The organism is Microbacterium sp. (assembly GCF_026393345.1).
Classification (GTDB): Bacteria; Actinomycetota; Actinomycetes; order Actinomycetales; family Microbacteriaceae; genus Microbacterium.
Map to the genome: position 1 here is coordinate 18,499 of NZ_JAPLAI010000036.1, position 25,962 is coordinate 44,460.

Genomic DNA, 25,962 nt, shown 5'->3' on the forward strand with positions numbered 1-25,962 from the left:
GATATGGCAGGGTGGCAACGAGGGAGGTCGGGATGGGACTCGGCGCGGTGGGGAGCGAGGCTGCGGCGGCGCTCAGGATCGATGCGGCTGCACGCGACCTGGTCCGGGATCCCGTCGGCGGACTCCCCTGGCGCTCGCACCTTCCGGTCGCACGGCTCGCGACGGACAGCGTGGGTCTGGCCTCGCTTGCGATCGAGCTGACCGGGGCGGCGCGGGAGAACCAGTCCCCGTCACCGGCGCAGGCCGAGGGACCGCGCGTGGCCGCATCCTTCACCAGTGAGCGGCTGATCCGTATCGACGGTGAGCCGCCCGCGGTGTGGGCGCCCCTGTCGGGGTTCTGGCGCGCGGCGGACGGATGGGTCCGCACGCATGCGAACTACCCCCACCATGAGCGCGCGCTGCGGACCCTGCTGCAGCTCGATCCGGACGCGGGGAAGGATGCGGTCGCCGCAGCCGTCGCGCACCGCTCCGCGATCGACCTCGAATCCGCCGCCGCCGACGCGGGCGCGATCGTCGGCGCGGTCCGGACGCGGGACACGTGGGCGCGCCATCCGCAGGCGGAGACGCTGACCCGCACGCCGATCGTGGTGACCGGGCGCGTCGACGGAGCCGATCCGCGCCCGTGGCGCGAGGTCGGCGAGGGGCCCCTGCGCGGCATTCGCGTGCTGGATCTCACCCGCGTCCTCGCCGGCCCGATCGCCGCGCGAGACCTGGCTCTGGCGGGGGCCGAGGTGCTGCGCGTCGACTCACCGCTCCTGCCGGAGACCGGGTGGATCCACCTCGACACCGGTCAGGGCAAGCGTTCGACGCTCCTCGACCTCGCCGGCGGATCCGACCGGGCCGCCTTCGAGCGTCTCCTGGCGGAGGCCGACGTGCTCCTCACCGGGTATCGGCCGGGAGCGCTGACGCGGTTCGGCCTCGAACCGCCCGAGCTGGCGGAACGGCATCCGGGGCTGGTCATGGCACAGGTCTCCGCTTGGGGGTTCGACGGCCCCTGGGCCGGCCGACGGGGCTTCGACAGCATCGTGCAGGCCGTGAGCGGCATTGCGATGGTCGAGAGCGACGACGGGGTGGCACCGGGCGCGCTGCCCGCGCAGGCGCTGGATCACTCCACCGGCCACTTCCTCGCGGCGGCCATCGTGACCGCGCTCGGCGAGCAGCGGCGCAGCGGCGACTCCCGCACGGTGCGGATGTCCCTCGCACGCACGGCGCAGGCGCTCCTGGCGTCGGCCGATGAGATCCCCGGACCGGTCGAGGGCGAGCCGCCCACGCGGGAGCGCGCGCTCCCCGGCCCAGCCGCCAGATCCCTCCGCTACGCCCCGCCGGTCCTGGCGTTCACCGGCGCCCCCGCGGACTACGACCGCGTCGGCGACCCGTGGGGTGCCGACCGGCCCGTCTGGGTCAACTGAGGGTCAGCCCCGCGCGCCGGGACCGCCCTCCGCGAGGAACGCCCCCGAACCCACCACGGTGACCAAGCCCAGCGCGGCAGTCGCGAGGGTGTGGTCGTCGGTGACCAGCACGTCGGCCTGCAGCGCGGCGACGGCGAGGTATTCGGCCGCCTGAGTGTCGGGCCAGCCGAGCCGTTCGGCGAGGTCCCACGCTCGCGCGCGTGAGACCCGGTCGCCCAGCAGCCGGATCTTCAACTCCGCGAGCAGCTCGAGCTGCCGCCGCGCCTCCGGCCGGTCGAGGGCTCCCGCGCGGACCTCACGATAGAGCGTGGACAGCACCTGCGAGCGGAGGACGGACGGGGCGACCAGCGAGTCCCCCGGACCCAGGACCGGGCGCCGCCGCAGCACCTGTACGGCGACGTCGGCGTCGATCGCGTAGCGAGTCATGCGTCGATGGTCGCAGACACCCCGGACACGGCACCAGGCCGGCCGCGACCCGCTGCGTGCCGCACGGGACCCGGGTACGGCGAAGGGGAGCCGATTGCTCGACTCCCCTGATGTACGCCGTGCCCCCGGAGGGATTCGAACCCCCGACTTTTGGTACCGGAAACCAACGCTCTATCCCCTGAGCTACGGAGGCGTACCGATCGAGACTATCACCCGTCAGCGCTCGGCCCGTCGGCCGGGCGGGGCTACGCCCGGGCGATGCGGCGGTATGCGAGATCGCGGATGTCGCGCCCGGCACGGGCCCCCTTGCGTTCGAACGCCGTCACCACGCGTCCGTCGAATCTCTCCGCCCACTCCCCCGCGAACGCCCGCTCGAACGGCGGTGCCGCATCCAGCACGTGCCGCATCTGCAGCGCGTAGTCCTCCCAGTCGGTCGCGAGGCGCAGCACGCCGCCGTCCCGGAGGGCCGCCGCCGCGATCTGGGCGAACTCGGGCTGGACCAGGCGGCGCTTGGTGTGCTTCTTCTTGTGCCAGGGATCCGGGAAGAAGACCCACAGCTCGTCCACGGATGCGGGTGGCAGCAGATGCTGCAGCACCTCCGGGGCGTTGGCCTCGACGAGCCGCAGGTTCCGGACCCCCGCACGGTCCGCATCGCGCATGGTGCGGGCGAGTCCCGCCTTGAAGACCTCCACCGCGAGGAAGTTCCGCTCCGGGGCGGCCCCCGCGGCGTGGATCATGGCGTGGCCCTGGCCGGCGCCGATCTCGACGGTCACGGGCGCCTCACGGCCCCACACCTGCACGGGGTCGATCGCCGCATCCGCCGCCACGCTGGTCGCCGCCTCCGCGCGCGGCACGTCGATGAGGTAGTCCGCACTCAGCTCGGCCCACGCACGCTCCTGCGCCTCCGACATGCGGCCACTGCGTCGGACGAACGACACCGGCTTGTCACGGAAGAAGGGTGGGGCGGGTTCGGTCACCCCTTCAGGGTACCGAGCGCGCTCAGGCGGTGACGAAGTCGATGAGCTCCTCGACCCGGCCGAGCAGCGTCGGCTCGAGGTCCCGGTAGCTGTGCACACGGCCGAGGATGCGCTGCCACGCCCGCGCGATGTCAGCCTGGTCCTCGGCGGGCCAGCCGAAGGCGCGGCAGATCCCGACCTTCCACTCGATGCCCCGCGGGATCTCGGGCCAGCGCGCGATGCCGAGGGCCTGCGGGGTGACGCACTGCCACACGTCGACAAAGGGATGCCCGACGATCCGCAGGTGTTTCCCGTGCCGCCCCCGTTCGATCTCCCGCGCGATGCGTTCCTCCTTCGAGCCCCGCACCAGGTGGTCCACGAGCACCCCGTAGCGGCGCTCGGCGGTGGGCGGTTCCTCCTCCAGGAGCGCGCCGAGCAGATCGACGCCCTGCAGGTACTCGACCACGACGCCTTCCACGCGCAGATCCGCGCCCCACACCTTCTCCACGAGTTCGGCGTCATGGCGACCCTCGACGAGGATGCGGCTCGGGCGGGCGATGCGCGCCCGGGAGTCGGCCACGGCGAAGGAGCCGGATGCGGTCCGTGCGGGTCCCGTCGCCTTCGGCCCGGTCGGGGCCACGAGGATGACGGCCTCGCCGTCGACGAGGAAGCCGGGGCCGAGCGGGAACATGCGGCGACGGCCGTGACGGTCCTCGAGCTCGACCAGCCCGCCGGTGACGCCCGTCACCGCACCGCAGAACCCGTCCTCGGCGACCTCGATCACCGTGTCGCGGTCCGCGGGCACACGGGCGAGTTGCTTCTGTGCGCGCTGCTTCCAGCCGGGTGAGAGCACGTCTGCGCCGTAGCGATCGTCCATGGGGACCTCCGGGTCGGCAAGCGTAGTCGTCCGCGGCGGCACCGGACGGCAGCGACCCGCCCGATTCCGGGTTCATGGCGGATGCAGAGCAGCCGTGAATAGACTCGCATCGGGCGCTTCCCCGCGCCCGGAGGAGGCATCGATGCGGCGCTGGGCACTCTCGCTGATGGCGGCGATCGGCCTCGTGCTGCTCGGAGCCCTGCCGGCTGCGGCCGCCGACCCGATCACACTCGGCAGCGGATATGTCGCCGACGAGGCCGGTGCCCTGAGTTCCGCGGAGACCGTGGCCGCCCAGGAGCGGCTCGACCAACTCCGCGACGAGAGCGGCCTCGACCTGTGGGTCGTGTTCGTCGACGAGTTCACCTCGCCGAGCGACGCCGAGAGCTGGGCGAACGAGACCGCGTCCCGTAACGGTCTGGGCCCCACCCAATACCTCCTCGCGGTCGCCGTGGACGCGCGCCAGTACTACCTGTCCGGCGACACCTCCGGGCCGCTCACCGCAGACCAGCTCGGCACGATCGAACAGCAGCGCATCCAGCCGGAGCTCCGTGAGTCCGACTGGGCGGGCGCGATCGATGCCGCCGCCGCCGGTCTCACCGATGCGGCCGGCGGGGGCTCCGGTGCGCCGGCAGCGGATCCATCCGAGGCGACGGGGGCGGGTGTCGGCACCGTCATCGCGATCGTGGCGGTGGTCGTCATCATCGGCGTCATCGTCTTCTTCGTCGTCCGCTCCCGCCGCCGCGGCCGGGCCCGCACGCCCGCCGTCGAGAGCACCGAGGACCTCGCGCGTCGCGCAGCGGTCGCGCTGGTGCAGGCCGACGACGCCGTCCGTGGCAGTCAGGAGGAGCTCGGCTTCGCGTCCGCGCAGTTCGGCGACGCCGCGACCGCCGACTTCCAGACCGCGATCGCCACGGCACAGCAGGAAGTCGAACAGGCGTTCCGCCTCCGGCAGCAGCTCGACGACGAGATCCCCGACACCGACGAGCAGAAGCGGGCGTGGCAGACGCAGGTGCTCGAGCTGTGCCAGGCGGCGCAGTCCCGGCTCGAAGAGAAGAAGACCGCGTTCGACGAACTGCGTCGCCTCGAGCAGGACGCTCCCGCCGCTCTAGAACGCGCGGCAGCAGAACGAGCGCGGGTCGGCGCCGCGGTGGACGGCTCCGTCGCCGCCGGCCAGCGTCTCGCGGCGTCCTACGCGTCCACCGCGCTCGCCCCCGTCGCCGACAACGCCGCGCAGGCACAGGAGCGGCTCCGCTTCGCCGATCAGCAGATCGCGGCCGCCCGCACGGCACTCTCGGCGGGGACGACGGGTCCCGCGGCCGTGGCCATCCGAAGCGCCGAGCAGGCTGTCGCGCAGGCCGCGCAGCTGGCGCAGGCCATCGACGCCCTCGGCGCCAGGCTGACCGAGGCCGCCGCGCAGCTGCCGGCCCTCGCTGCGGAAGTGCAGCGGGAGATCGCCTCGGCGTCCGCGCTGCCCGACCCAGACGCGCGCGTCGCCCAGGTCATCGTGCTCGCCCAGCAGGCGCTCACCGTCGATGCCTCGGCCGACCCGGTGCAGGCGCTGCAGGTGCTGCAGGACGCCGACACCCAGCTCGACGCGGTGCTCGGCCAGGCCCGGGATGCGGCCGACCGCGCGGCGCGTGCCCGCTCGGTGCTGCCGGCAACGCTGACCCAGGCGAGCGCCGGTGCCGCGACGGCGGCCGATTTCATCTCGTCCCGCCGCGGCGCGGTGGGGGCCACCGCGCGCACCCGGCTCACGGAGGCGCAGGCCGCACTCGCCGAGGCACAGGGGCTCGCCGACACCGACCCCGAGCAGGCCCTGGCGGCGGCGCAGCGCGCCGAACAGCTTGCCCGGCAGTCGCTGCAGTCCGCGCAGAGCGACGTCGGATCGTTCTCGTCCTCCTGGGGCAACACGCAACCCGGCAACGACATGGGCGCCTTCCTCGGCGGTCTGCTGATCGGATCCTCGACCTCCCGAAACCGCAGTTACGGCGGCGGATTCGGGGGCGGTTTCGGCGGCGGTTTCGGGAGCGGCGGCTCCCGCTCCTCCGGCCGCAGCTCGTCCGGCCGCTCCCGCTCCGGCGGCGGCGGCTTCGGCGGGGGCGGCTCCCGCTCGCGCCGAGGAGGTGGGCGCTTCTGACCCCGCCCGCATCCTTCCCCTCGACCCTCATCCCTGTTCCCTAGGAAAGGACCAACGATGGCCAAGCAGTCCATCTTCGGACGTATCTCGACCCTCGTCCGCGCCAACATCAACGCCATGATCGACTCGGCGGAAGACCCGCAGAAGATGCTCGATCAGTTGGTGCGCGACTACACCAACAACATCGCCGACGCCGAGTCGGCCATCGCCGAGACGATCGGCAACCTGCGTCTGCTCGAGCGCGACCACCAGGAAGACGTGCAGGCGGCTGCGGAGTGGGGCAGCAAGGCCCTCGCCGCCAGCCGCAAGGGCGACGAACTGCGCGCGGCCGGCGACGGCAGCGGTGCGGACAAGTTCGACAACCTGGCGAAGATCGCGCTGCAGCGGCAGCTGTCCGAAGAGAGCCAGGCCAAGGCCGCCGAGCCGCAGATCGCCGCGCAGACCGAGGTCGTCGACAAGCTCAAGGACGGCCTCAACGGCATGAAGCAGAAGCTCGAGCAGCTGCGCACCAAGCGCAGCGAGCTGCTCGCGCGGGCCAAGGTCGCCGAGGCGCAGAACAAAGTGCACGACGCCATCAAGAGCGTGAACGTCCTCGACCCGACGAGTGAGATCGGGCGGTTCGAAGACAAGATCCGCCGGCAGGAGGCGCTCGCGCAGGGCAAGGCGGAGCTCGCGGCCTCGAGCCTCGACGGGCAGTTCGAGTCGCTCGACGACCTCGGCGAGCTGACCGAGGTGGAGGCGCGGCTGGCCGCACTGAAGGCAGGCAACACGCCGAGCGCCCTCTCGGCCGGCGCTGCGGAGCAGGCCGCCATCGCGCAGGACCTGCCCCAGCAGGCCCAGCAGTAATCCCCTCGGAGGGAGCCGTGCCCGCGCACGGTTCCCTCCCCCAGTCAGGAGTCGCCGTGACCCGATTCGTGGTCGTCCCGCAGTGGCAGGGTTCCCCGTCTTCCCGCGCCATGCAGCTCATGGACGGGGCGGAGGCGATCGCCGGCGACCTGCCGAAGTCCTCCCGCATCCGGGTCGACGTCCCGCTCGAGGCGGGAGACGCTCTCGGTAGCCCCGTGCAGCGGTTGAGCTCGCTGCTGCAGGTCCGCCAGTCGCTGGATGCGGTGCTGGCGCACCAGGACGAACCCGTCCTCATCGTCGGCGGCGACTGCTCGGTGTCGGTGGGCGGGATCGGTCACGCCGCGGCCCGGCATCACCGCCTGGCGGTGGTGTGGGCGGACGCGCACCCCGACCTGCACTCACCACTCACCTCCGCATCGCATGCCTTCAGCGGCATGGCGCTGCGCGCCGTGCTCGGTGAGGGGCCGGACGGGCTCCGCCTGGCCGAGGGCACGGTGCTACCGACGGACGTCGTGCTGGTCGGCGCCCGTTCCTTCGACGACGCCGAGGATGGCTACATCGAGGGCTACGGCATCCAGACCGTATCGGTCGACGACCTCTCTGACCCCGAGGCGCTGGCGCGCGCGGTCGCGGCGACGGGCGCGGACGCGGTGTACGTCCACATCGACGTCGACGTGCTGGATCCCGATCAGATGCCTGGCGTGAAATCCGCGGAGCCGTTCGGCGTGCGGGTTCCGGCGCTCCTCGCGGCCCTCAAACGGCTGCGCGAGAATGTGCCGCTGGCAGGGGCGACGCTGGCGGAGTTCGTCCCGGCCTCCTCCGAGGCCGACCCCGCCGACATGGGGACCCTCCTCCGTCTGATCGGCGCGCTGGCATGACCGGCTCACGCGTCGTCGAGGCGGTCCGGCTGGCGGGTTACGTCTACGGCTGCACGGTCGGCTGGGTGTGGGGCGGGCTCCTCAGCCGGGGCCGGATCGAACGGCGCGGCCGGTTGTGGGTGTTCCGCGGCATGCCGGGGTGGGCATACCCGCGCGGCGGCGTGTGCGTCGGGCACTGCTTCCTCACCGGCGACGGCCGGATCGACGATCGGCTGATCGCACACGAATCCGTGCACGAGCGGCAGTGGCGTCGGTACGGCTTCCTCATGCCGGTCCTGTACGCCCTGGCGGGTCGCGACGCGCTCCGCAACCGCTTCGAGATCGAGGCGGGCCTTGAGGACGGCAACTACCTGCCGCGGCGGCGCCGCGCAGGTCAAGGCTGACCGGCGCGCAGCACCCCCACCCGCCAGACCCGTCGGCCGAGCACGATCACGACGATCAACGGGACGACGATCCAGACGAGGTTGGGGAGCACGGCGACCGTGAGGAACCCCAGGAGATCCCCGCGCTCAAGCGACTGGCGCGTCATCTGCAGCCCACTGGAGATCTCGACGAGGAAGTAGATCACCGTCTTCCAGAACGTCGCCACGCTGACCAGCAGCGCGAGCACCACGCCGGACCACCGACGGTGCAACGCGATCGCCCAGACGAGCACGATGACCTCCAGCAGATTCGCCCAGCTCTGCGCACTGCCGAACGAATCGACGTCGGCGTACCGGTGGTCGAACCCGGCGTAGAACACGTGCCCCGGCCAGAAGAACGCGAGCGGGCCGCCCTCGTGCGACAGCGGACCGAGGAGCACGTAACAAGCGTCGTAGGTCTGGATCACTGCGGTGACGATGAGCCACAGGAGGATCGGGCGAGAAAGCCGGAGGGAGGGATGCTGCAGGTCGGTCATTGCCGCATGATAGCGGCCGCCGGATCAGCGGACGGGCAGCAGGCCGAAGCGTTCCGGTGCGTGGATGCGGCTGGGGTCGATGCCCCGGTCCTGCACCAGGTGATCCACGATCTCCGCGGTGCCGAGGAAGCCGCCGAGCAGCGTCACGGTGGTCTCGCAGCCGCCGTCGCACAGCATTTCGTCGGCCCACGCATTCACGGCACGGGCCAGCGCCTCGCCGTTGCTGCATCCACGCCCGGTGCCCGGAGCGCCGGAGCGGCGATCCCGGCAGAGCCAGGTGACCGTCATCCGCGGCGGGACCGACAGCGGCACGATGGCGGACGCATCCGGTACCTCGACGAACACCCGGCCGGTGGAGCAGATCGGCAGCGTCGTCAGCGCCAGTTCGAGATCGGACAGCGACGCCTCGTCCGCCGTGACGACGTGCTGCGCGCGGGCGTGCTTGGACGCACGGCAGGCGCTTTCGTTGTGCGGAGTGATCTCGGGCATGACGGAATCACTATACCCCGCAAAGGGTAGGGTTGCCTAACCTTGGTCGGGATTCTCAGCCTCGGCGACGAGTACCCGCCGAAGGGCGGCAATCTCCGCTTCGCTCAGCCCCGCCGAGCGCAGGTAGCCGGCGGCCGAACCGTAGCTCCGGTCGACCTCGTCCAGGAGCGTCGCCATCGCCTCGGCCGGCGAGTGAGCGACGAGCTCCTCCACATGCTGCGCGTCGGGATGCGCCGCACGGAGCCACGCGATCAGCCGGCGGTTACGCTCGGGCGGCAGCTCGGCGGCGGTCCGGGCGTAGTCCGCGACGACGGCGTCACGCTCGACGCCCGCAGCCTCCAGCAGCAGCGCCACGATCACCCCGGTCCGGTCCTTTCCCGCCGTGCAGTGGACGAGCACGGGCTGTTCGACGAGGATGCCGCGGGCAACCTCCGCGATGCGCTCGCCCGACTCGGTGACCAGGTGCCGGTAAAGCTCCTCCAGGCTGATGTCGTTCACGAAGAACGAGTCCGCGGAGCCGAGGAACAGCGGTACGCGCTGGGGCACCGGCAGCCGGTCGTCGAGACGGCTGGGTTCGCGGGCGACCTCGTCGTCGTCGCGCAGGTCGATGATGCGGCGCAGCCCTCGCGCCACCAGGGTGTCGCGACCGGTCTCGTCGAGCCGGCCCAGCGTGCCCGAGCGCAGCAGCACCGCGTGCCGGGTGGTGCCGGACCCTGCAGGCAGCCCGCCGACGTCGCGGAGGTTGACCGCGCCGGAGACGTGGAGCGCGCTCGTCACGCGCCCTCACCGCGAGGAGGCACCGGGTAGCGGCCGGCGATCGTGATGCGGTTGAAGGCGTTGATGGACACCAGGATCCAGCTCAACGCGACATACTCGTCCTCCGAGAGGATGCCCCCGACGTGGTCGTACACGGAATCGGGCACGCCCTCCTCGTGGATGAACGTGAACGCCTCGGTCAATTCCAGTGCCGCGCGCTCGCGTTCGCTGAAGACGCCGGACTCCCGCCAGGTGGCGATCTGGGCGATGACGTCCGCATCCAGCCCGGCCTTCACGGCCCGGTCGACGTGCACCCGAACGCAGTAGGCGCAGCCGTTGAGCTGCGAGGCGTGCAGCTGGACGATCTCGGCGAGGCGAGCATCGATGCCGGCCTTCGTGGCGATGACCTTCGCCGACTTCGCGAGCGCGTCGAGCGCTTGGTATGCCTCCGGGGCGGACTTCGACAGGTGGACGCGCTGTTCCTCGCTCATGTCGCCAGACTACCGATTCGCATCCGCTCGCCCGGGCCGGCCCGTAGCATTCTGACGTGACCGACGACGCTTTCGACGAGTTCTCCTTCCTTCCCGAGCAGGCCGCCGACCTCGGCGTGACCGGGCCGCTGCCCACCGCCCGCCGGCTGCAGTTCACGCTCCGCGACGGCCGGGTCCTCTCCGGGCTGCGGTACGGCGACGCGCCCCCGCAGGTGACGTTCCTGCACGGCGCAGGTCTGAACGCGCACACCTGGGACACCACGGTGCTCGCGCTCGGCCTCCCCGCCCTCACGCTGGATCTTCCCGGCCACGGCGATTCGTCCTGGCGCAACGATGCCGACTACTCGCCGCACACCCTCGCCCCGGATGTGGTGCAGGCGCTCCGCGCCTGGACCGACACCCCACAGGTGCTCGTCGGGCACTCGCTGGGCGGCCTCACCGCGACGGCGGTCGCCGCCTCCGCCCCCGATCTCGTGGCATCCCTGACGATCGTCGACATCACCCCCGGCGTGAACCCGGACGCGGGGCCCCGCCAGGTGCGCGAGTTCTTCGCCGGCCCCACCGACTGGGCGGATCGGGACGAGCTGGTCGAACGCGCGCTGTCCTTCGGGCTCGGCGGCACCCGCCGCGCGGCGGAACGGGGCGTGTACCTGAACTCCCGGGTGCGCCCGGACGGCCGGGTGGAGTGGAAGCACCACTTCGCTCACCTCGCCGCCGCAGCCGCAGCCGCAGCCGACCCCGCGCCCGCCCCGGACGGCGCCGTCGCTGGGCTGCTCTCGACCGCCGCCTGGGCGGACGTCGAGGCCGTCGCCGCGCCCGTCACCCTCATCCGGGGGAATCAGGGCTACGTGACCGAAGCGGATGCGGAGGAATTCGGCCGCCATGCGCCCGCCGCCCGCGTCATCGTGGTCCCGGCGCACCACAACGTGCACGAGGAGATCCCCGCGCAGCTCGCCGACCTCATCCGGGGGATCGCCGCCTCATGACGGCGGATGTCATGTGACACACGCCGTGACCCTTCCGTGATCGCCGCCACCCTAGGCTGGTGTATCGCACCGCAGCACCACCTGGAATCTCGAGCCCGGCCCCGGGCGAAAGGACGCGCATGCTCCGCCGAACCCTGGTCGCCGCCACAGCTCTCGTGGCCGCCGCCGCACTGACCCTCACTGCCTGCTCCGGCACCGCACCGACGGAGGGCACCGGGTCGCCCGACCCCGACGCCTCCGTCGTGGTCCGGCTCGTGCTCGAACCGACCAACCTCGACATCCGGCAGACGTCAGGCGCCGCCCTCGACCAGCTGCTGATCGACAACGTCTACCAGGGCCTGGTGTCTCGCACGCCGGAGCAGGAGATCGAGCCCGCGCTGGCGAGCGACTGGACCGTGTCCGACGACGGACTCACCTACACGTTCACCGTGCAGGACGGGGTGACCTTCCATGATGGCCAGGAGCTGACACCCCAGGACGTCGTATGGTCGCTCACCCAGCACCGCGACAACGCGGACTGGGTCGACGCCAGCACCCTCGCGAAGGTCACCGGCATCGCGGCGGAGGGACAGAACGTCACTCTGACACTGAGCGAGCCGGACTCGCAGCTGCTGTGGAACCTCTCCGGCCGCGCGGGCATCATCCTCAAGGAGGGCGACGGCGTCGACTACCAGACCGCCGCCAACGGCACCGGTCCCTTCACGCTGACCGCATGGGCGCAGGGGGACAGCGTCACCCTCACCCGCTATGACGGGTACTGGGGCACGCCCTCGGAGGCGGCCGAGGTCATCTTCGACTACATCCCGGATAACCAGGCCGCGCTGAGCGCCGCGCTGGCCGGCGAACTCGACGTCGTCACCGGTCTCGCACTCACCGCCGACATCGCCGATCAGCTCAGCGACGGGGGCGACTTCACGATCATCGAGGGCGAGTCGACCGACAAGGGCACCCTGGCGTTCAACCAGACCACCGGTCCCCTCGCCGACCAGCGCGTGCGCCAGGCGATCCGGCAGGCCATCGACCACGAGGCGTTCGTCGAAGCGCTGGGCGGCTCGACGACCCTGTACGGTCCGATCCCTGCGCTCGACCCCGGCTACGAAGACCTCTCCGACGTGGCGCCGTACGACCCGGATGCGGCGGAGAAGCTGCTCGCCGACGCCGGCTACGAGGACCTGACGCTGACCCTGACGATCCCGTCCTTCTACCCCACCACGATCGCGCAGCTGCTCGTCTCCGATCTCGATCAGGTCGGGATTACGCTCAAGGTCGACTCCGTCGACTTCGCGACCTGGCTGCAGGACGTGTACACGAACAAGGACTACGAGCTGAGCTTCGTGCTGCACACCGAGGCACGCGACTTCGGCAACTGGGCCGATCCTGACTACTACTTCACCTACGACAACGCCGAGGTGCAGACGCTGTTCGCGCAGTCGCTGACCGCGACCAGCGACGAGGAGGCGGACGAGCTCCTCACCCGCGCGGCACGCATCGTCTCGGAGGATGCCGCCGCGGACTGGCTCTTCAACGGTCTGTCCCTGGTGGCAGTGGGCACGACGGTGAGCGGCATGCCGGCCGACAGCGTCAACGAGCGCTTGAACGTTGCGCAGCTGACCAAGAGCGACGGGTGATCCGGTACGCGCTGACACGGCTGGCCCTGCTGGTGCTGGGCCTGTTCGTTGCCAGCGCGGTGATCTTCGCCACGCTGCGGCTGCTTCCGGGAAACGTGGCGCAGATGATCGCGGGCACGAATTCCTCCCCTGAGCAGGTCGCGGCCATCACCGATCGGCTCGGCCTCGACCGGCCATGGCCGGTGCAGTATGCGGAGTGGATCGGAGGCCTGCTGCACGGCGACCTCGGCTCATCGCTCATCACCGGCACACCGGTGTCCGTGGAGATCGCCGCGAAGGCGGAGGTCACGCTCCCGCTCGGCGCGTTAGCCCTGCTCGTGGCGCTCGTGATCAGCATCCCGCTCGGCATCCTGTCGGCGGTGCGACGCACACATGCCTCCGGGACGGCGCTGGGCGTCGGCGCCCAGGCACTGGCCGCGGTGCCGGTGGTCTGGGCGGGCATGATGCTCGTCGTCGTGTTCGCCGTGTGGCTCGGGTGGCTGCCCGCGCAGGGCTTCCCCCGCTCCGGCTGGGCGGATCCCGCCGCGGCGGTGCGCGCGCTGCTGCTGCCCGCGATCACCATCGGGATCGTGGAGGGCGCGATGCTGCTGCGCTTCGTGCGCAGCGCCACGCTGCAGGCGGTCGGGCAGGACTACGTCCGCACCGCGGCGGCGAAGGGCCTGACCCGCACGCAGGCGCTGCTGCGCCACGGACTGCCGAACGTCGGGCTGTCCATCATCACGGTGCTGGGCCTGCAGATCGCCGGGATCGTGGTGGGCGCCGTCGTCATCGAGCAGCTGTTCGCCCTCCCCGGTATCGGACGGATGCTGGTGGCCGACGTCGCCGCCCGGGACCTCCCCAAGGTGCAGGGAGAGCTCCTGGCCCTCACCGCGTTCGTGCTCGTCATCGGATTCCTCGTGGACCTGGTGCATCGCGCCATCGACCCCCGGCAGCGGGAGGCCGCATGAGCGCCGCCGGAGGGACGACGGGCCGCCGCCCGCGACTCAGCACGCTGCAACGCCTCTGGCAGCTCCCGACCGGGCGCTTCGGACTCATCGTGGTGGCTCTCATCCTCCTCACCGCCGCGGTGTCGCTGGTGTGGACCCCGTTCGACCCGCAGCGCACGGACGTGCCGAGCCGGTGGGCGGGTCCCAGCTGGCCGCACGTGCTCGGCACCGATGCCACCGGCCGCGATATCGCGAGTCTCCTGATGGTGGGCGCCCGCACGACCGTCCTGGTGGCCGTGGGAGCCGGGGTGATCGCCACCCTTCTCGGTCTCGCCCTCGCCTCGCTCGGCGCGCTGACCGTCCGGGCGGTGCGCGAGACCGTCGCCGTCGTGGTCGACATCCTCATCGCCTTCCCGGTGCTGCTGATCGCCATGATGATCGCCGCCGTCTGGGGCGGGTCGCTCTGGGTGGTGGTGTGGGCTGTCGGCATCGGCTTCGGCGTGAACGTTGCCCGGGTCACCCGGCCGGAGCTGCGCCGGGTGCTGCACAGCGAGTTCGTGCTGGCCGGACGTGCCTCCGGGCTCACCACGGCGCAGAACCTCGTGCGGCACCTCCTGCCGAACGTCGCGCCGGTGTTCATCGTGCAGCTGTCCTGGGGCATGGCCGTCGCGGTGCTCGCCGAGGCCGGCCTCTCCTACCTCGGCTTCGGGGCGCCCGTGACCCAGCCCTCGTGGGGGCTCCTGCTCGCCCAGTTGCAGCAGTATCTGACCGCGCATCCGCTCTCGGTGGTGTGGCCGGGACTCGCGATCGCCGTGTCGGTCCTGGGCCTGAACCTCCTCGGCGACGGCCTGCGCGATGCCACCGACCCCACCCTCTCCCGCGCACGCAGCGCGGCCCGCACGCACATCCCGGAGGTGGTCTCGTGAGCCTGCAGGTGCGGGACCTCGTCGTCGACATCGATGGGCAGCGGGTCGTGGACGGGGTCTCGTTCGATGTCCCGGAGGGCGCCCGCCTCGGTCTCATCGGCGAATCCGGCTCGGGCAAGTCGCTGACCGCGCTCGCGATCCTCGGGCTCCTGCCCGACGGCGCCACCGCATCCGGCAGCGTGCGGTGGGACGGGCGCGAGATCCTGGGCCTGTCCGAACGGGAACTCGCCGGCCTCCGCGGCGACGAGCTCGGCATCGTGTTCCAGGAACCGCAGACCTCACTGAACCCCATCCGCACCGTCGGCCGGCAGATCGCGGAATCCGTCCGCATCCATCACCGGGTGGACCGCGCCACCGCCCGCGCGCGTGCCGTGGAAGAGGCACGTCGCGTGCAGCTGCCCGACCCGGAGAACCTCGTCCGCCGGTACCCGCACCAGCTGTCCGGCGGACAGCGTCAGCGGGTGGCGATCGCGATCGCGTTGGCAGCCGGCCCGCGCCTGCTCATCGCCGACGAGCCCACGACAGCGCTCGACGTCACGATCCAGGCGGAGATCCTCGACCTGCTGTCCGGCCTCGTGGCGGATGCGGGCATGTCGCTGGTGTTCATCACGCACGATCTGGCGGTGCTGTCGCAGATCGCCACGCACGGCATCGTGCTCGAGCACGGCCGTGTCGTCGAGAGCGCGCCGGTGGCACAGCTGCTCACCGCCCCGCGCTCGATCGTGACGCAGGGACTGCTGCGGGATGCGACCGCGACCCTGTGGCGCCCCGAGGGCCGCGAGGGGAGGCAGCGATGAGCGAGCTGCTCCGCGCCCGCGGACTGACCAAGCGCTTCCCGGCTCGACGTTGACGAGGGCACCGCACTCGGCATCATCGGCGAGTCGGGCAGCGGGAAATCGACGCTCGTGCGACTGCTGCTCGGTCTCGACTCCCCCACCGCGGGCAGCGTCACATTCGACGGCGCACCGGTCGATGCCCGCGCCTCGGCGCGCGCGCTGCACTGGGTGCGGCGGCAGACGGGCATCGTCTTCCAGGATCCGTACGCCTCCCTCGACCCGCGCATGTCGGTGGGCCGGATCATCGGCGAGCCGCTGTGGGCGCTCGACATCCCGGGCGACCGCCGTGCACGCGTGCGCGACGTCCTCACGCATGTGGGGCTCGGAGCGGGCGCCGCCGACCGCTACCCGCACGAGTTCTCCGGCGGCCAGCGTCAGCGCATCGCTCTCGCCCGCGCGATCGTGCACCGGCCGCGGCTGCTCGTGGGTGACGAACCACTCTCGGCGCTGGATGTCACGGTCCGCGCGCAGATCCTCGCCCTCATCGCCGAGCTGCGGGCGGAGGGCGCGCTGACCCTCGTCATGGTGTCGCACGACATCGGGGTGGTGCAGAACCTCTGCGATGACGTCGTGGTCATGAAGGACGGCGCCGTCGTCGAGGAGGGCCCGACCGAGAAGGTGCTGTTGCAGCCGCAGGCCGCGTACACGCGCCGTCTGCTCGCCTCGATCCCGACGATCGACCCCGGCGCGACCGCTCCCTGAACCGGCCGCATCCGCCCCCGCCCGTCGTCGGATTCGGAGATGTCACGAGATTCGGAGGGGATGCCGGCATCCGCGCCGAATCTCGCCGCATCCCCGAATCTCGCGACGCAGCGCCGCGCCGCGCAGGAGTCGCGGTCAGCGGTCCTCGTCGGCGTCGCGGCCGAACAATCGCCGCTTTCTCGCCGGTTTCAGCGACTTCTGCAGGTAGACGGTGCCGAGCCAGCGTCCGAACTTGAAGCCGACGCGTCCCATCCGACCGACCTCGGTGAACCCGAGCCGCTCGTGCAGCGCGATCGAGGCCTCGGCGCCCTTGTCGCTGATGACCGCGACCAGTTCACGGATCCCTCGCTCCTCGCACGCCTCGATGAGCGCCTGCAGCAGCGCACGCCCGAGTCCCTTGCCGGATGCGGCCTGCCCGAGGTAGATGGAGTCCTCCACGGTGTACCGATACGCCGACTTACCCGCCCACGGCTGCACCAGTGCGTAGCCGAGGATCTGCCCGGTCGGTGACTGCGCCACGAGGAACGGCAGGCCGAGCTTGTGGAGGTGGTCGTATTTCTCCCGCCACTTCGCGAGCGACCACTTCTTCTCATCGAACGTGACCACGGAGTTCGTCACGTAGTAGTTGTAGATCTCGCGGATGTCCGGGATGTCGCGCGGCTGCACCGGTCGGATCTCGTAGGCGAACTCCGGTGCCGGCGGCACGGTGCGCAGGTGGCGGGGTAGTCGCCGGCGCTTCTCGTATTCCTCCTCGAGCATGGCGATCAGCCTACGACGCAATCCGCCAGTCGACGGGGTCAGCGCCCTGTTCCTGCAGCAGCGCGTTGACCCGCGAGAACGGCCGGGAGCCGAAGAATCCGCGGCTCGCAGACAGAGGTGACGGATGCGGCGACTCGACCACAGGGGTATCGCCGAGGAGCGGCCGGAGGTTCCGCGCGTCATTGCCCCACAGGACCGCGACCAGCGGTTCGTCCCGGGCGACGAGGGTGCGGATCGCGTGCTCGGTGACCTTCTCCCATCCCCAGCCGCGGTGGGATGCGGGGGCGCCGGGCGCCACCGTGAGCACGCGGTTCAGCAGCATGACGCCCTGGTCGCTCCAGCGGGACAGATCACCGTGCGGGGCGGGCGGGATGCCCAGGTCGTCGTCGAGTTCGCGGTAGATGTTCGCGAGGCTGCGCGGCAGCGGCCGGACGTGGGCGTCGACCGCGAACGACAGCCCGATCGGGTGGCCCGGGGTGGGGTACGGGTCCTGCCCGACGATGAGGACGCGCACCAGGTCCAGCGGCCGCTGGAAGGCGCGCAGCACCCGCTCTCCCTCCGGCAGGTAGCGGCGTCCGGCCGCGACCTCGGCGCGCAAACGTTCCCCGAGGGCGGCGATGTCCCCCGCGACCGGTTCCAGTGCGGTCGCCCAGCCCGGATCGATCAGGCCGTCCGCGGCGAGTTCGGGCAGGCTTCGTGCCATGGGATCAGGCGGAGCCGACGAGCCCGGCGTCCTCTTCGAGGACGGTTCCCTGCCACGACCAGGGGAAGTCGATCCACAGGTCCGTGGCCTTCCACGCATAGTCGGGCTGGATGATCGTGGTCGGCTTCGTGTAGATGACGGCCGAACGCACCTCGGCGCCCTGCTCGGTGAGCAGGCGCACCGCGAGGTCGAGGGTGCGGCCGCTGTCGGCGACGTCATCCACGAGCAGCACGCGACGGCCGTTCAGGTACGTCATGTCGAGCTCGGGGGGCAGCAGCTCCGGTGCGTCCAGCACCGTGCCGATGCCGGTGTAGAACTCCACGTTGATGGCGCCGCAGTTCTTGATGCCGAGGCCGTACGCGATGGACCCGGCCGGCAGCAGTCCGCCGCGGGCGATGGCGACGACCACCTCCGGCACGAAACCGTCCGCGATGATGGCGCGTGCGATGTCTCGCGACGCCTCGCCGAATCCGTCCCAGCTGAGATGTTCGCGCTCCTGCGCCACCGCTTCACTCACGGCACCAGCCTAGTTGCGCGCCGCGCCCGTCACACGCCGCGGCGGCCTCAGCCCTCGCGGACGTGCAGCGGCCCGCGGGCGAGCAGGTGCTGGGCGGACTGGGCGACCGGGCGCACGGTCACGAGGTCGAGGTTCACGTGTCCGGGCGCGTCCAGGGCGTAGGCGATGACGTCGGCGATGTCCTCGGCGGTGAGCGGGTTCTCCACGCCGTCGTAGACGGACTCGGCCGCCGCGGTGTCACCGCCCAGGCGCCGCAGCGAGAACTCCTCGGTCCGCACCATACCCGGGGCGATCTCGCTCACCCGGATCGGTTCGCCGTTCAGCTCCAGACGCAGCGCCTTCACGAGCATCGCCTCTGCCGCCTTGGCGGCGTTGTACCCGCCGCCGCCCTGATAGGCGGTCTGCGCGGCGGTGGAGGTGACGAACAGGGTGTCCGCGTGGCCGTCGGATGCGGCGGCCCGGCGCAGCAGCGGCAGCAGGTGCGCCACGAGTCGCTGCGTGGAGAGGACGTTCGCCTCGAACATCCACCGCCACTGCTCCGCGTCGCCATCCTCGATCCGGTCGGCGCCGCGCGCCCCGCCGGCGATCTGCACCAGCGCGTGAACCGGGCCCGACTCGGCGAGCCAGACGGCGAGCGCGTCGACGTCGCCCTCGACCGTGAGGTCTGCGGCGAACGCCACGGCGCCGGTCTCGGCTTCGAGGGCCTGCAGCCGGTCGGCGCGTCGCGCCACGGCGACGACGTCCCAGCCGCGGGCACGCAGCATCCGTGCCGTCGCCTCGCCGATCCCCGAGCTTGCCCCCGTCACAACCGCGCGTCTGGTCACCATGGTTCCACCGTAACCGGGCACCGTTCCGAGCGTGTTACGCACCGTGTCCGAGGCATTGTCGCCCGCCCCCCGCATCCGTAGTGTCGGGGATGGCCGCGACACCCGCCGCGGGACCCATGAGCTTTCAGGAGAACGCAATGTCCGCACCCGAGAACTGGCGGTTCGAGACCAAGCAGGTCCACTCCGGCGCAGCGCCCGACCCGGTCACCAAGGCCCGTGCGACCCCGATCTACCAGACCACGTCGTACGTCTTCGACAACGCTGACCATGCCGCGAACCTGTTCGCCCTGGCCGAGTTCGGCAACATCTACACCCGCATCCAGAACCCCACGCAGGATGTCGTCGAGCAGCGCGTCGCGGCGCTCGAGGGCGGCACCGGCGCACTGCTCGTCTCGTCGGGTCAGGCTGCGGAGACCTTCGCCGTCCTGAACATCGCGCAGGCCGGCGACCACATCGTCTCGTCCAGCTCGATCTACGGCGGCACGTACAACCTGTTCAAGTACACGCTGGCCAAGCTCGGCATCGAGACCACGTTCGTGGAGAACCAGGACGACCCCGAGGAGTGGCGCCGCGCGGTCCGCCCGAACACGAAGCTGTTCTTCGCGGAGACCATCGGCAACCCGCAGATCAACGTGCTCGACATCCGCACGGTCGCGGACGTCGCCCACGAGTCCGGTGTGCCGCTCATCGTCGACAACACGATCGCGACGCCCTACCTCATCCGTCCGTTCGAGCACGGTGCCGACATCATCGTGCACTCGGCCACGAAGTTCCTCGGCGGTCACGGCACCACCATCGGCGGCGTCATCGTCGACGGCGGCACCTTCGCCTGGTCGCAGAACGTGGACAAGTTCCCGGGCCTCACCGAGCCCGACCCCTCCTACCACGGCGCGAGCTACACCACCGCGGTCGGCGACGGCCTGGCCTACATCATCAAGGCCCGCGTGCAGCTGCTGCGCGACCTCGGCTCCTCGATCGCGCCGAACAGCGCGTGGCTGCTCATCCAGGGCATCGAGACGCTGTCGCTGCGCATCGAGCGTCACGTGCAGAACGCGCAGGAGGTCGCCGAGTGGCTCGAGAGCCGCGACGACGTCGCCTCGGTGAACTACTCCGGCCTGCCGACCTCGCCCTGGTACGCCGCTGCGAACAAGTACGCCCCCAAGGGTGTCGGTGCGGTGCTGTCGTTCGAGCTCAAGGGCGGTGTCGAGGCCGGTCGCGAGTTCGTGAACAGCCTGAAGCTGTTCAGCCACCTTGCCAACATCGGTGACGTGCGCTCGCTCGTGATCCACCCCGCATCCACCACCCACTCGCAGCTGACGCCCGAGCAGCAGCTCACCGCCGGGGTCACCCCGGGCCTGGTGCGCCTGTCGGTCGGCATCGAGAACGTGGCCGACCTCAAGGCCGACCTGGAGCAGGCGCTCGACGCCGCGCGCCGGGTCGTGGAGGCTGCGCGCGCCTGACGCCCGCCGCATCCGGATGCCCCGCGACCCCTCCCGGGTGGCGGGGCATCCGCCGTTTTCCGGCGCGTCCTTCCCCACCTCGGTGCCCATGTCCCACTTTCTGCAGAACATGTCCCACTTTCTGCCGGAATAGGCCGTCCATAACGGCAGAAAGTGGGACATGGATGCGGGGACGCGGCGCGTTCCCGCCGGACCCGGATGCGGCAGGCCGACGTAACACGGACGCCGGGGCGCAGCCGCTCCGGGAGAATGGGCGCTATGGATTGGCAGACCTCTGAGGACACCGTGCCCAGCGCACCGGTGACGGAGGCCGATGCCCGGTTGCTGCGCGGACGCCCCCCGGCCACCGGTGCGTGGCGCGACGGCGATCCGGTCGGGGAACGCCGCTTCGCCGCCTTCCGCGACTTCCGCAGCGAGAGCGGCGGACATCTGCCGTCGTTCCGCCTGGCGTACGAGAGCTGGGGCGAGCTCAACGCCGCCCGCGACAATGCGGTGCTCGTCCTCCACGCCCTCACCGGCGACAGCCACGTCCGCGGCGACGCGGGCCCTGGGCATCCGACCGCAGGGTGGTGGCAGGACATCGTCGGGCCGGGAGCCGCGATCGACACGAACCGCTGGTTCGTCATCGCCCCGAACATGCTCGGCGGATGCCAGGGCTCCACGGGACCGGCGAGCATCGCCGCCGACGGCTACGAATGGGCGCACCGCTTCCCCTACCTCACGGTCCGCGATCAGGTCGAGGCGCAGCGCTTCCTCGCCGACGACCTCGGCATCGACCGTTGGGCGGGCGTCATCGGCGGCTCGATGGGCGGGATGCACGCGCTGGAGTGGGCCGTCACCCACCCCGACCGCGTCGCCCGGCTCGCCGTCATCGCCGCTCCCCCGGCCAACACCGCCGACCAGATCGCGCTGAATTCGGTCCAGCTCGAGGCCATCCGCATCGACCCTCGATTCGCCGGCGGCGAGTACTACGACGCGTCGCCCGGCGAGGGCCCGCATCGCGGACTGTCGCTCGCCCGCCGGATGGCGCTGCTGAACTACCGGAGCCCGGCCGAGTTGAACCAGCGGTTCCAGCGATCGTGGCAGTCCGGTGTCAGCCCCTTCGGGCACGGCGGCCGGTTCGCCGTGGAGTCGTACCTCGACTTCCACGGCAACAAGTTCACCCGCCGCTTCGACGCCAACAGCTACCTCACCCTCGTCGAGGCGATGAACTCGCACGACGTCGGCCGCGACCGGGGCGGCATCGAGGACGCCCTCGCCCGCGTCACCGCCACGACGCTCGTGCTCGGCATCGACAGCGACCGGCTCTTCCCCGTCGACGGGCAGCACCGCATCGCCCGCGGCATCCGGAACACCCTCGACGGCGACCGCGCCGCCGTCATCACGAGCGACTTCGGCCACGACGGATTCCTCATCGAGACGGATGTGGTCGCGGGGCACCTTCGCCGCCTGCTCGAGGCCTGACCCCTCCGCCGCCGCATCCGGCCCCGCCCACAGCCGCCGCATCCCTCCCCGCGATCACCTGCCGCATCCCTCCCCGCGCGCCTGCCGACACAACGGCGGAGATCCTCCCCGGCTCACCGGAGACGGATGCAGTTTCGCGGGGTCTGCGACGCGATCTCCGCCGTTGTGCCCGGCGTCAGAGGCGTCGACGGCAGCACAGCCGCCGGAAAGCCGGACCGGCCGGATCAGTCGAACGGCAGCGGCTCGATGTGACGGTGCGATTCGGCGGCCGCGCCGCCGCGGGAGCGGTCCTGCATCCGGTACGCCAGGACGGCGATGGCAAGCCCCGCGAGGGCCAGCAGCACGCCGACCCACGCCGGGGCGGCATAGCCGAGGCCCGCGGCGATGACGATGCCGCCGAGGAAGGCGCCGAGGCTGTTGCCGATGTTCAGCGCCGAGTGGTTGAGGGCGGCGGCGATCGACTGGTTGTCGCCCGACACGTCCATCAGGCGGGTCTGGATGGCGGGACTCAGGGCCGATGAGACGAGGCCCATGCCGAGCAGGGTGGCGAACAGCGCGATGATCCAGCCTGCCGTCAGCGCGAGCACGGCGAGCACCACCGCCATCAGAGCCATGCCCCACAGCAGCGTCCGTCGGAGGTTCAGATCGGCCAGGTGCCCGCCGATGATGTTGCCGACCGTCATGCCGACGCCGACGACGACGAGCACGAGCGGTACCACCCACGTCGGCGATCCGGCGACGTCGGTGACCAGCGGCGCCACGTAGCTGTACACCGCGAAGAAGCCGCCGAAGCCGATCGCGCCGGTGGCCAGCGCGAACCACACCTGCGGGATGCGGAAGACGCCGAGCTCCGCGCGGAGAGTTCGTCCGGGCTGTCCCGGCGATCGGGGGACGAAGAAGAAGATGGCGACGGTCGTGAGAGCGAAGATGCCGGTGACGACGGCGAACGCGCTCCGCCAGCCGAACTGCTGGCCGAGGAAGGTGCCGAATGGCACCCCGACGACGTTCGCAAGCGTCAGCCCGGTGAGGACGAACGCGACGCCCTTTGCCCGTTTCCCGGGGCCGAGCACCTCCGCCGCGACGAGAGCTCCGATACCGAAGTACGCGCCGTGTGGAAGGCCGGCGAGGAACCGGGACGCCCCCACCAGCCCGAAGCTCGGCGCGATCACGGTGAGCGCCGTGAATACGGTCAGCGCGAGGGAGAGTCCGATCATGACCCGGTGACGCGGGAAACGCGCGACCGATCCCGCGATCGTCGGCGCCCCGACGACGACGCCGAGCGCGTACAGGCTGATGAGCCAGCCCGCCTGCGCGATGGCATCCTCCTGATTGGCGGCCCACGCCTGCGGCAGCAGTTCCGCGGCGATGTCGGGGAGCAGGCCCATCATGGTGAACTCGGTCATGCCGATCCCGAAGGAACCGATGGCGAGGGAGAGGAGCGCCCACATCGCCGCCCCCCTCGAGGGTGTCGAGGAGGTCATCCCGCCATGGTAACGGCGTCAGAGCGTCGGTGGCGAATCGTTTCGATCGGGCGTGTCCGCGGCATCCGCGAGGGCGGTCTCGAGCCGCTCGATCTTGCCGTCGATCTCGCCCCGGTACCCGGGACGGATGTCGGCCTTCAGCACCAGCGAGACCCGGGAGCCGAAGGGCAGCACGGCCTCGGTGGCGCGTCGTACGACGTCGAACACCTCGTCCCACTCCCCCTCGAGTTCGGTGAACATGCTGGTGGTCCGGTGCGGCAGCCCGGAGTCGCGGACGACGCGGACGGCGGCGGCGACCGCGTCGTGCACGGAGCCGTCGGCGTGACCGGTGCCGCTGGGAGCGACGGAGAACGCGATGAGCATCAGGAGCCTCCTGCGGTGGCGGATTCGGAGCGGACGGATGCGGTGGCAGCCAGGGTCGGCGCCGCGACGCGACCGAGCAACACCGTGGACCAGACGAACAGGACGACGAGCAGGGCGTTCCGGACCGTGATGACGGCCACCGGGAACGGCTGCGCCGCGAGGAGGTCGTAGTAGGTCAGCGGGTAGATGACCTGGGTGCACAGCGCGATCCCGAGGCCGAGGGACGCCGGCCCCCACCACCGACGCCGGTCCAGCACGAGTCCGATGACCAGCGGCACGCTGAGCCACACCATGTACTGCGGCGAGCCGACCTTGTTGAAGACGATGAACGCGCTCACGAGCGCCAGCGCCAGCGCGGGGAACAGCCGCGCGAACGCGGCGCCTCGCCAGACCTTCACCGCGCCGACACCGGCGACCGCGAGGACGGCGATGAGGAGCACGGGGGTCATGGCCGACACGACAGCATCCGCGAACGGCCCGCTGGCCTCGAAGGTCAGCAGCACCGGGTCGTAGTACACGCGGGACCCGCCGCCGAGCATCGCATCCCAGAGGTAGAAGGTGCTGACGGGGGCCTCGACCTGCAGGTCACGACCGGTCTGGTCGCCGATGAACCCGAACGCGTACGCGCCGCCTCCCGCGAGCACCACGACGGCGAGCGTCACGAGGCTGACGGCCAACGCACCCCCGACGACCGCGACACGACGGCGCACCGCGATGACGGCGGCCGCGAGGAGAGCCGCCGGCCACACCTTCATCCAGGTGGCGATCGCCAGCAGGATGGAGCCGAGCCACGGCCGGCGCACCAGCCACAGGCAGCCGAGGATCGACAGCGGCACGGTGATGGCGTCGATCCGGTAGAGCGCGACGGGGCCGAGCAGGGCGATGAACACCAGCCAGAACCAGGCGGCCACGGTGCGACCGGTCCCGCGCCCGCGGCCGACGAGTACGGCGAAGGCTGCCGCATCGATCAGGATGACGAGGACCGCCCATGCCGGCGTGTACGAGATCGCCCAGCCGAACGCCCACGCCAGCAGCATGGGGACGAGGGCGAGCTGCGGGTACACCCAGGGGCTGTCGAGACCGACGAAGCCGACGTGGACGATACCCTCGACGAGGGGGTAATCCTCCGGGGTGACATACCCGCCGTGGAAGAACGCGAGCGACCACTTCTCGTAGACGAGGTAGACGTCGCCCATGGGACTGTTGGGCAGGATCCAGCCGAGCACCGCGACACCCACGTGGACGACGACGAACGCGATCCACAGCACGGCTCGTCTCGACACGGCTCACATCCTAGGGTGCGCGATCCGCGGCTTCCTGTACGCCCGCGCGACCCGCAGCCGGTGCCCGCACGGGTGGCGCCGGTCAGCCGGCGGCGAGCGCCTCCGCCACCGCGCGGGGCAGCGCGTCCGCCACATCGAGGGCGGTGAGCGGGCCGCCCGCTCCGCCGAACGCGGCAGCGACCAGGCTGGCCGCCCGGCCGTGGAGCCAGGCGGCGGATGCGGCGGCATCCGCGAGCGCGACCGCGTCCGGGTTCCGGCGCGCGGCGATGCCCGCGACGACCGCGCCGACGGCGCCGGCGAGAACGTCCCCGGTGCCGGCGGTCGCGAGCCACGGCGTCCCGGCGGACACCCGGCGGACGGTGCCGCCGGGCTCGGCGACGAGTGTCAGCGCCCCCTTCAGCAGCACGACGCCGCCGAGCCGCGCCGCGGACTCGGCGGCGGCGCGGGAACGCTCTTCCTCGCCGGCGGCGGGATCGACCGGGCCGAGGCCGAGGGTGCCGCGCAGCGCGTCGTGTTCGCGGGCGTGCGGGGTGACAACGAGCGGGGCGGTCGCCCCCGCGGCGAGGTCGAGCGCGCCGGCGTCGACCACCACCGGCACGTCACCGGCGAGGAGGCGACGCAGCGTCTCGGTCTCCGCGAAGGAGCGGGCGGCCGCATCCGTCCCCGACCCGACGACCCATGCCTGCACCCGGCCGTCGACGGTCACCGTCTCGGGCCGGCGCGCCAGGACCAGGTCGGCGGCGCGGGCAGGGCCCAGGTAACGGACCATGCCGGTGCCGGTGCGCCAGGCGGCCTCTACGCCGAGCACCGCCGCGCCGGGATACGCCTCCGAGCCGGTGCGCAGGCCCACCACCCCGCGGGAGTACTTGTGGTCGTCCGATGCCGGTGCGTGCAACGACCCTGCCGCATCCGCCGCCGTCCACTGCCCGCTCATGGCC

The 25,962-nt window shown here is 71.5% G+C and carries 27 protein-coding genes, 1 tRNA gene and 1 pseudogene; 13 read left to right on the forward strand and 16 right to left on the reverse strand.

Features of this window, described 5'->3' with window-relative positions:
• The first annotated feature begins 32 nt into the window (after positions 1-32).
• Positions 33-1,409: a CoA transferase gene (locus NT132_RS05330; protein ID WP_297785925.1), complete on the forward strand. Its 1,377-nt coding sequence runs from the start codon at positions 33-35 to the stop codon at positions 1,407-1,409.
• Positions 1,410-1,412: 3 nt separating this feature from the next.
• On the opposite strand, the gene NT132_RS05335 is transcribed toward NT132_RS05330, so the two are convergent.
• The 4 genes from NT132_RS05335 to NT132_RS05350 all read right to left on the reverse strand — a co-directional run bounded on the left by NT132_RS05335 (position 1,413) and on the right by NT132_RS05350 (position 3,668).
• Complete coding sequence (locus NT132_RS05335; RefSeq protein ID WP_297785928.1) at positions 1,413-1,835, reverse strand: hypothetical protein; 423 nt, start codon at positions 1,833-1,835, stop codon at positions 1,413-1,415.
• Positions 1,836-1,955: 120 nt separating this feature from the next.
• A tRNA-Arg gene (locus tag NT132_RS05340) sits at positions 1,956-2,028 on the reverse strand.
• 52 nt (positions 2,029-2,080) lie between these two features.
• Entirely contained in the window at positions 2,081-2,746 is a 666-nt protein-coding gene (trmB, locus tag NT132_RS05345; RefSeq protein ID WP_297786149.1) for a tRNA (guanosine(46)-N7)-methyltransferase TrmB, read from the reverse strand.
• 88 nt (positions 2,747-2,834) lie between these two features.
• Complete coding sequence (locus NT132_RS05350) at positions 2,835-3,668, reverse strand: DUF3097 domain-containing protein (RefSeq protein WP_297785931.1); 834 nt, start codon at positions 3,666-3,668, stop codon at positions 2,835-2,837.
• Positions 3,669-3,810: 142 nt separating this feature from the next.
• Here NT132_RS05350 and NT132_RS05355 point away from each other — a divergent pair, with 142 nt between their 5' ends.
• From NT132_RS05355 to NT132_RS05370, 4 genes are read left to right on the forward strand one after another with little or no spacing between them, the layout of a single operon-like run.
• Positions 3,811-5,805: a TPM domain-containing protein gene (locus NT132_RS05355; protein ID WP_297785934.1), complete on the forward strand. Its 1,995-nt coding sequence runs from the start codon at positions 3,811-3,813 to the stop codon at positions 5,803-5,805.
• A gap of 57 nt (positions 5,806-5,862) precedes the next feature.
• Entirely contained in the window at positions 5,863-6,651 is a 789-nt protein-coding gene (locus NT132_RS05360) for a PspA/IM30 family protein (protein WP_297785937.1), read from the forward strand.
• Positions 6,652-6,707: 56 nt separating this feature from the next.
• Positions 6,708-7,529 carry an arginase family protein gene (locus NT132_RS05365; RefSeq protein WP_297785940.1) on the forward strand — a complete coding sequence of 274 codons (822 nt, stop codon included), beginning with the start codon at positions 6,708-6,710 and terminating at the stop codon, positions 7,527-7,529.
• On the forward strand, positions 7,526-7,912 hold the full coding sequence (locus tag NT132_RS05370) for a Fe-S oxidoreductase (protein WP_297785943.1): 387 nt from the start codon (positions 7,526-7,528) through the stop codon (positions 7,910-7,912). The genes NT132_RS05365 and NT132_RS05370 overlap by 4 nt, the downstream gene beginning before the upstream one ends.
• Here the strand turns inward: NT132_RS05370 and NT132_RS05375 are convergent.
• From NT132_RS05375 to NT132_RS05390, 4 genes are read right to left on the reverse strand one after another with little or no spacing between them, the layout of a single operon-like run.
• Positions 7,903-8,427 (reverse strand): hypothetical protein, encoded by a 525-nt coding sequence (locus tag NT132_RS05375; RefSeq protein WP_297785945.1) that lies wholly within the window; start codon positions 8,425-8,427, stop codon positions 7,903-7,905. The genes NT132_RS05370 and NT132_RS05375 overlap by 10 nt on opposite strands.
• Positions 8,428-8,451: 24 nt before the next feature.
• On the reverse strand, positions 8,452-8,916 hold the full coding sequence (locus NT132_RS05380) for an SIP domain-containing protein (RefSeq protein ID WP_297785948.1): 465 nt from the start codon (positions 8,914-8,916) through the stop codon (positions 8,452-8,454).
• Positions 8,917-8,952: 36 nt separating this feature from the next.
• Complete coding sequence (locus tag NT132_RS05385; RefSeq protein ID WP_297785951.1) at positions 8,953-9,693, reverse strand: tyrosine-protein phosphatase; 741 nt, start codon at positions 9,691-9,693, stop codon at positions 8,953-8,955.
• Positions 9,690-10,163 (reverse strand): carboxymuconolactone decarboxylase family protein, encoded by a 474-nt coding sequence (locus NT132_RS05390; protein ID WP_297785954.1) that lies wholly within the window; start codon positions 10,161-10,163, stop codon positions 9,690-9,692. Before NT132_RS05390 ends, NT132_RS05385 begins: the two co-directional genes overlap by 4 nt.
• Before the next feature lie 56 nt (positions 10,164-10,219).
• Here NT132_RS05390 and NT132_RS05395 point away from each other — a divergent pair, with 56 nt between their 5' ends.
• The 6 genes and pseudogenes from NT132_RS05395 (at position 10,220) to NT132_RS05420 (ending at position 16,167) form a co-directional block, all read left to right on the forward strand.
• Positions 10,220-11,149, forward strand: a complete 930-nt coding sequence (locus tag NT132_RS05395; protein ID WP_297785957.1) for an alpha/beta hydrolase — start codon at positions 10,220-10,222, stop codon at positions 11,147-11,149.
• 119 nt (positions 11,150-11,268) lie between these two features.
• On the forward strand, positions 11,269-12,777 hold the full coding sequence (locus NT132_RS05400) for an ABC transporter substrate-binding protein (RefSeq protein WP_297785960.1): 1,509 nt from the start codon (positions 11,269-11,271) through the stop codon (positions 12,775-12,777).
• Entirely contained in the window at positions 12,774-13,724 is a 951-nt protein-coding gene (locus NT132_RS05405) for an ABC transporter permease (protein ID WP_297785963.1), read from the forward strand. Before NT132_RS05400 ends, NT132_RS05405 begins: the two co-directional genes overlap by 4 nt.
• Positions 13,721-14,629 carry an ABC transporter permease gene (locus NT132_RS05410; protein WP_297785966.1) on the forward strand — a complete coding sequence of 303 codons (909 nt, stop codon included), beginning with the start codon at positions 13,721-13,723 and terminating at the stop codon, positions 14,627-14,629. Before NT132_RS05405 ends, NT132_RS05410 begins: the two co-directional genes overlap by 4 nt.
• Positions 14,626-15,426, forward strand: coding sequence for an ABC transporter ATP-binding protein (locus NT132_RS05415; RefSeq protein WP_297785970.1), 801 nt, complete (start codon positions 14,626-14,628; stop codon positions 15,424-15,426). The genes NT132_RS05410 and NT132_RS05415 overlap by 4 nt, the downstream gene beginning before the upstream one ends.
• Positions 15,423-16,167, forward strand: a pseudogene (locus NT132_RS05420) (ATP-binding cassette domain-containing protein). Before NT132_RS05415 ends, NT132_RS05420 begins: the two are co-directional and overlap by 4 nt.
• A gap of 135 nt (positions 16,168-16,302) precedes the next feature.
• Here NT132_RS05420 and NT132_RS05425 read toward each other — a convergent pair.
• From NT132_RS05425 to NT132_RS05440, 4 genes are read right to left on the reverse strand one after another with little or no spacing between them, the layout of a single operon-like run.
• On the reverse strand, positions 16,303-16,926 hold the full coding sequence (locus NT132_RS05425; RefSeq protein ID WP_297785973.1) for a GNAT family N-acetyltransferase: 624 nt from the start codon (positions 16,924-16,926) through the stop codon (positions 16,303-16,305).
• Between the two features lie 10 nt (positions 16,927-16,936).
• Positions 16,937-17,629 (reverse strand): uracil-DNA glycosylase, encoded by a 693-nt coding sequence (locus tag NT132_RS05430; protein WP_297785976.1) that lies wholly within the window; start codon positions 17,627-17,629, stop codon positions 16,937-16,939.
• A gap of 4 nt (positions 17,630-17,633) precedes the next feature.
• Positions 17,634-18,146 carry a phosphoribosyltransferase gene (locus NT132_RS05435; RefSeq protein WP_297785979.1) on the reverse strand — a complete coding sequence of 171 codons (513 nt, stop codon included), beginning with the start codon at positions 18,144-18,146 and terminating at the stop codon, positions 17,634-17,636.
• Positions 18,147-18,193: 47 nt separating this feature from the next.
• Entirely contained in the window at positions 18,194-18,973 is a 780-nt protein-coding gene (locus NT132_RS05440; protein WP_297785981.1) for an SDR family oxidoreductase, read from the reverse strand.
• Between the two features lie 137 nt (positions 18,974-19,110).
• On the opposite strand from NT132_RS05440, the gene NT132_RS05445 reads away from it, so the two are divergent.
• Positions 19,111-20,433 (forward strand): bifunctional o-acetylhomoserine/o-acetylserine sulfhydrylase, encoded by a 1,323-nt coding sequence (locus tag NT132_RS05445; protein ID WP_297785984.1) that lies wholly within the window; start codon positions 19,111-19,113, stop codon positions 20,431-20,433.
• Positions 20,434-20,691: 258 nt separating this feature from the next.
• Complete coding sequence (locus NT132_RS05450; protein ID WP_297785988.1) at positions 20,692-21,897, forward strand: homoserine O-acetyltransferase; 1,206 nt, start codon at positions 20,692-20,694, stop codon at positions 21,895-21,897.
• A gap of 224 nt (positions 21,898-22,121) precedes the next feature.
• On the opposite strand, the gene NT132_RS05455 is transcribed toward NT132_RS05450, so the two are convergent.
• From NT132_RS05455 to NT132_RS05470, 4 genes are all read right to left on the reverse strand, one after another.
• On the reverse strand, positions 22,122-23,378 hold the full coding sequence (locus NT132_RS05455; protein ID WP_297785991.1) for an MFS transporter: 1,257 nt from the start codon (positions 23,376-23,378) through the stop codon (positions 22,122-22,124).
• Between the two features lie 18 nt (positions 23,379-23,396).
• On the reverse strand, positions 23,397-23,741 hold the full coding sequence (locus NT132_RS05460; RefSeq protein WP_297785993.1) for a thiamine-binding protein: 345 nt from the start codon (positions 23,739-23,741) through the stop codon (positions 23,397-23,399).
• Complete coding sequence (locus NT132_RS05465; protein WP_297785995.1) at positions 23,741-25,024, reverse strand: hypothetical protein; 1,284 nt, start codon at positions 25,022-25,024, stop codon at positions 23,741-23,743. The genes NT132_RS05460 and NT132_RS05465 overlap by 1 nt, the downstream gene beginning before the upstream one ends.
• Before the next feature lie 82 nt (positions 25,025-25,106).
• Complete coding sequence (locus tag NT132_RS05470; RefSeq protein WP_297785998.1) at positions 25,107-25,958, reverse strand: ADP/ATP-dependent (S)-NAD(P)H-hydrate dehydratase; 852 nt, start codon at positions 25,956-25,958, stop codon at positions 25,107-25,109.
• Between the last annotated feature and the right edge of the window lie 4 nt (positions 25,959-25,962).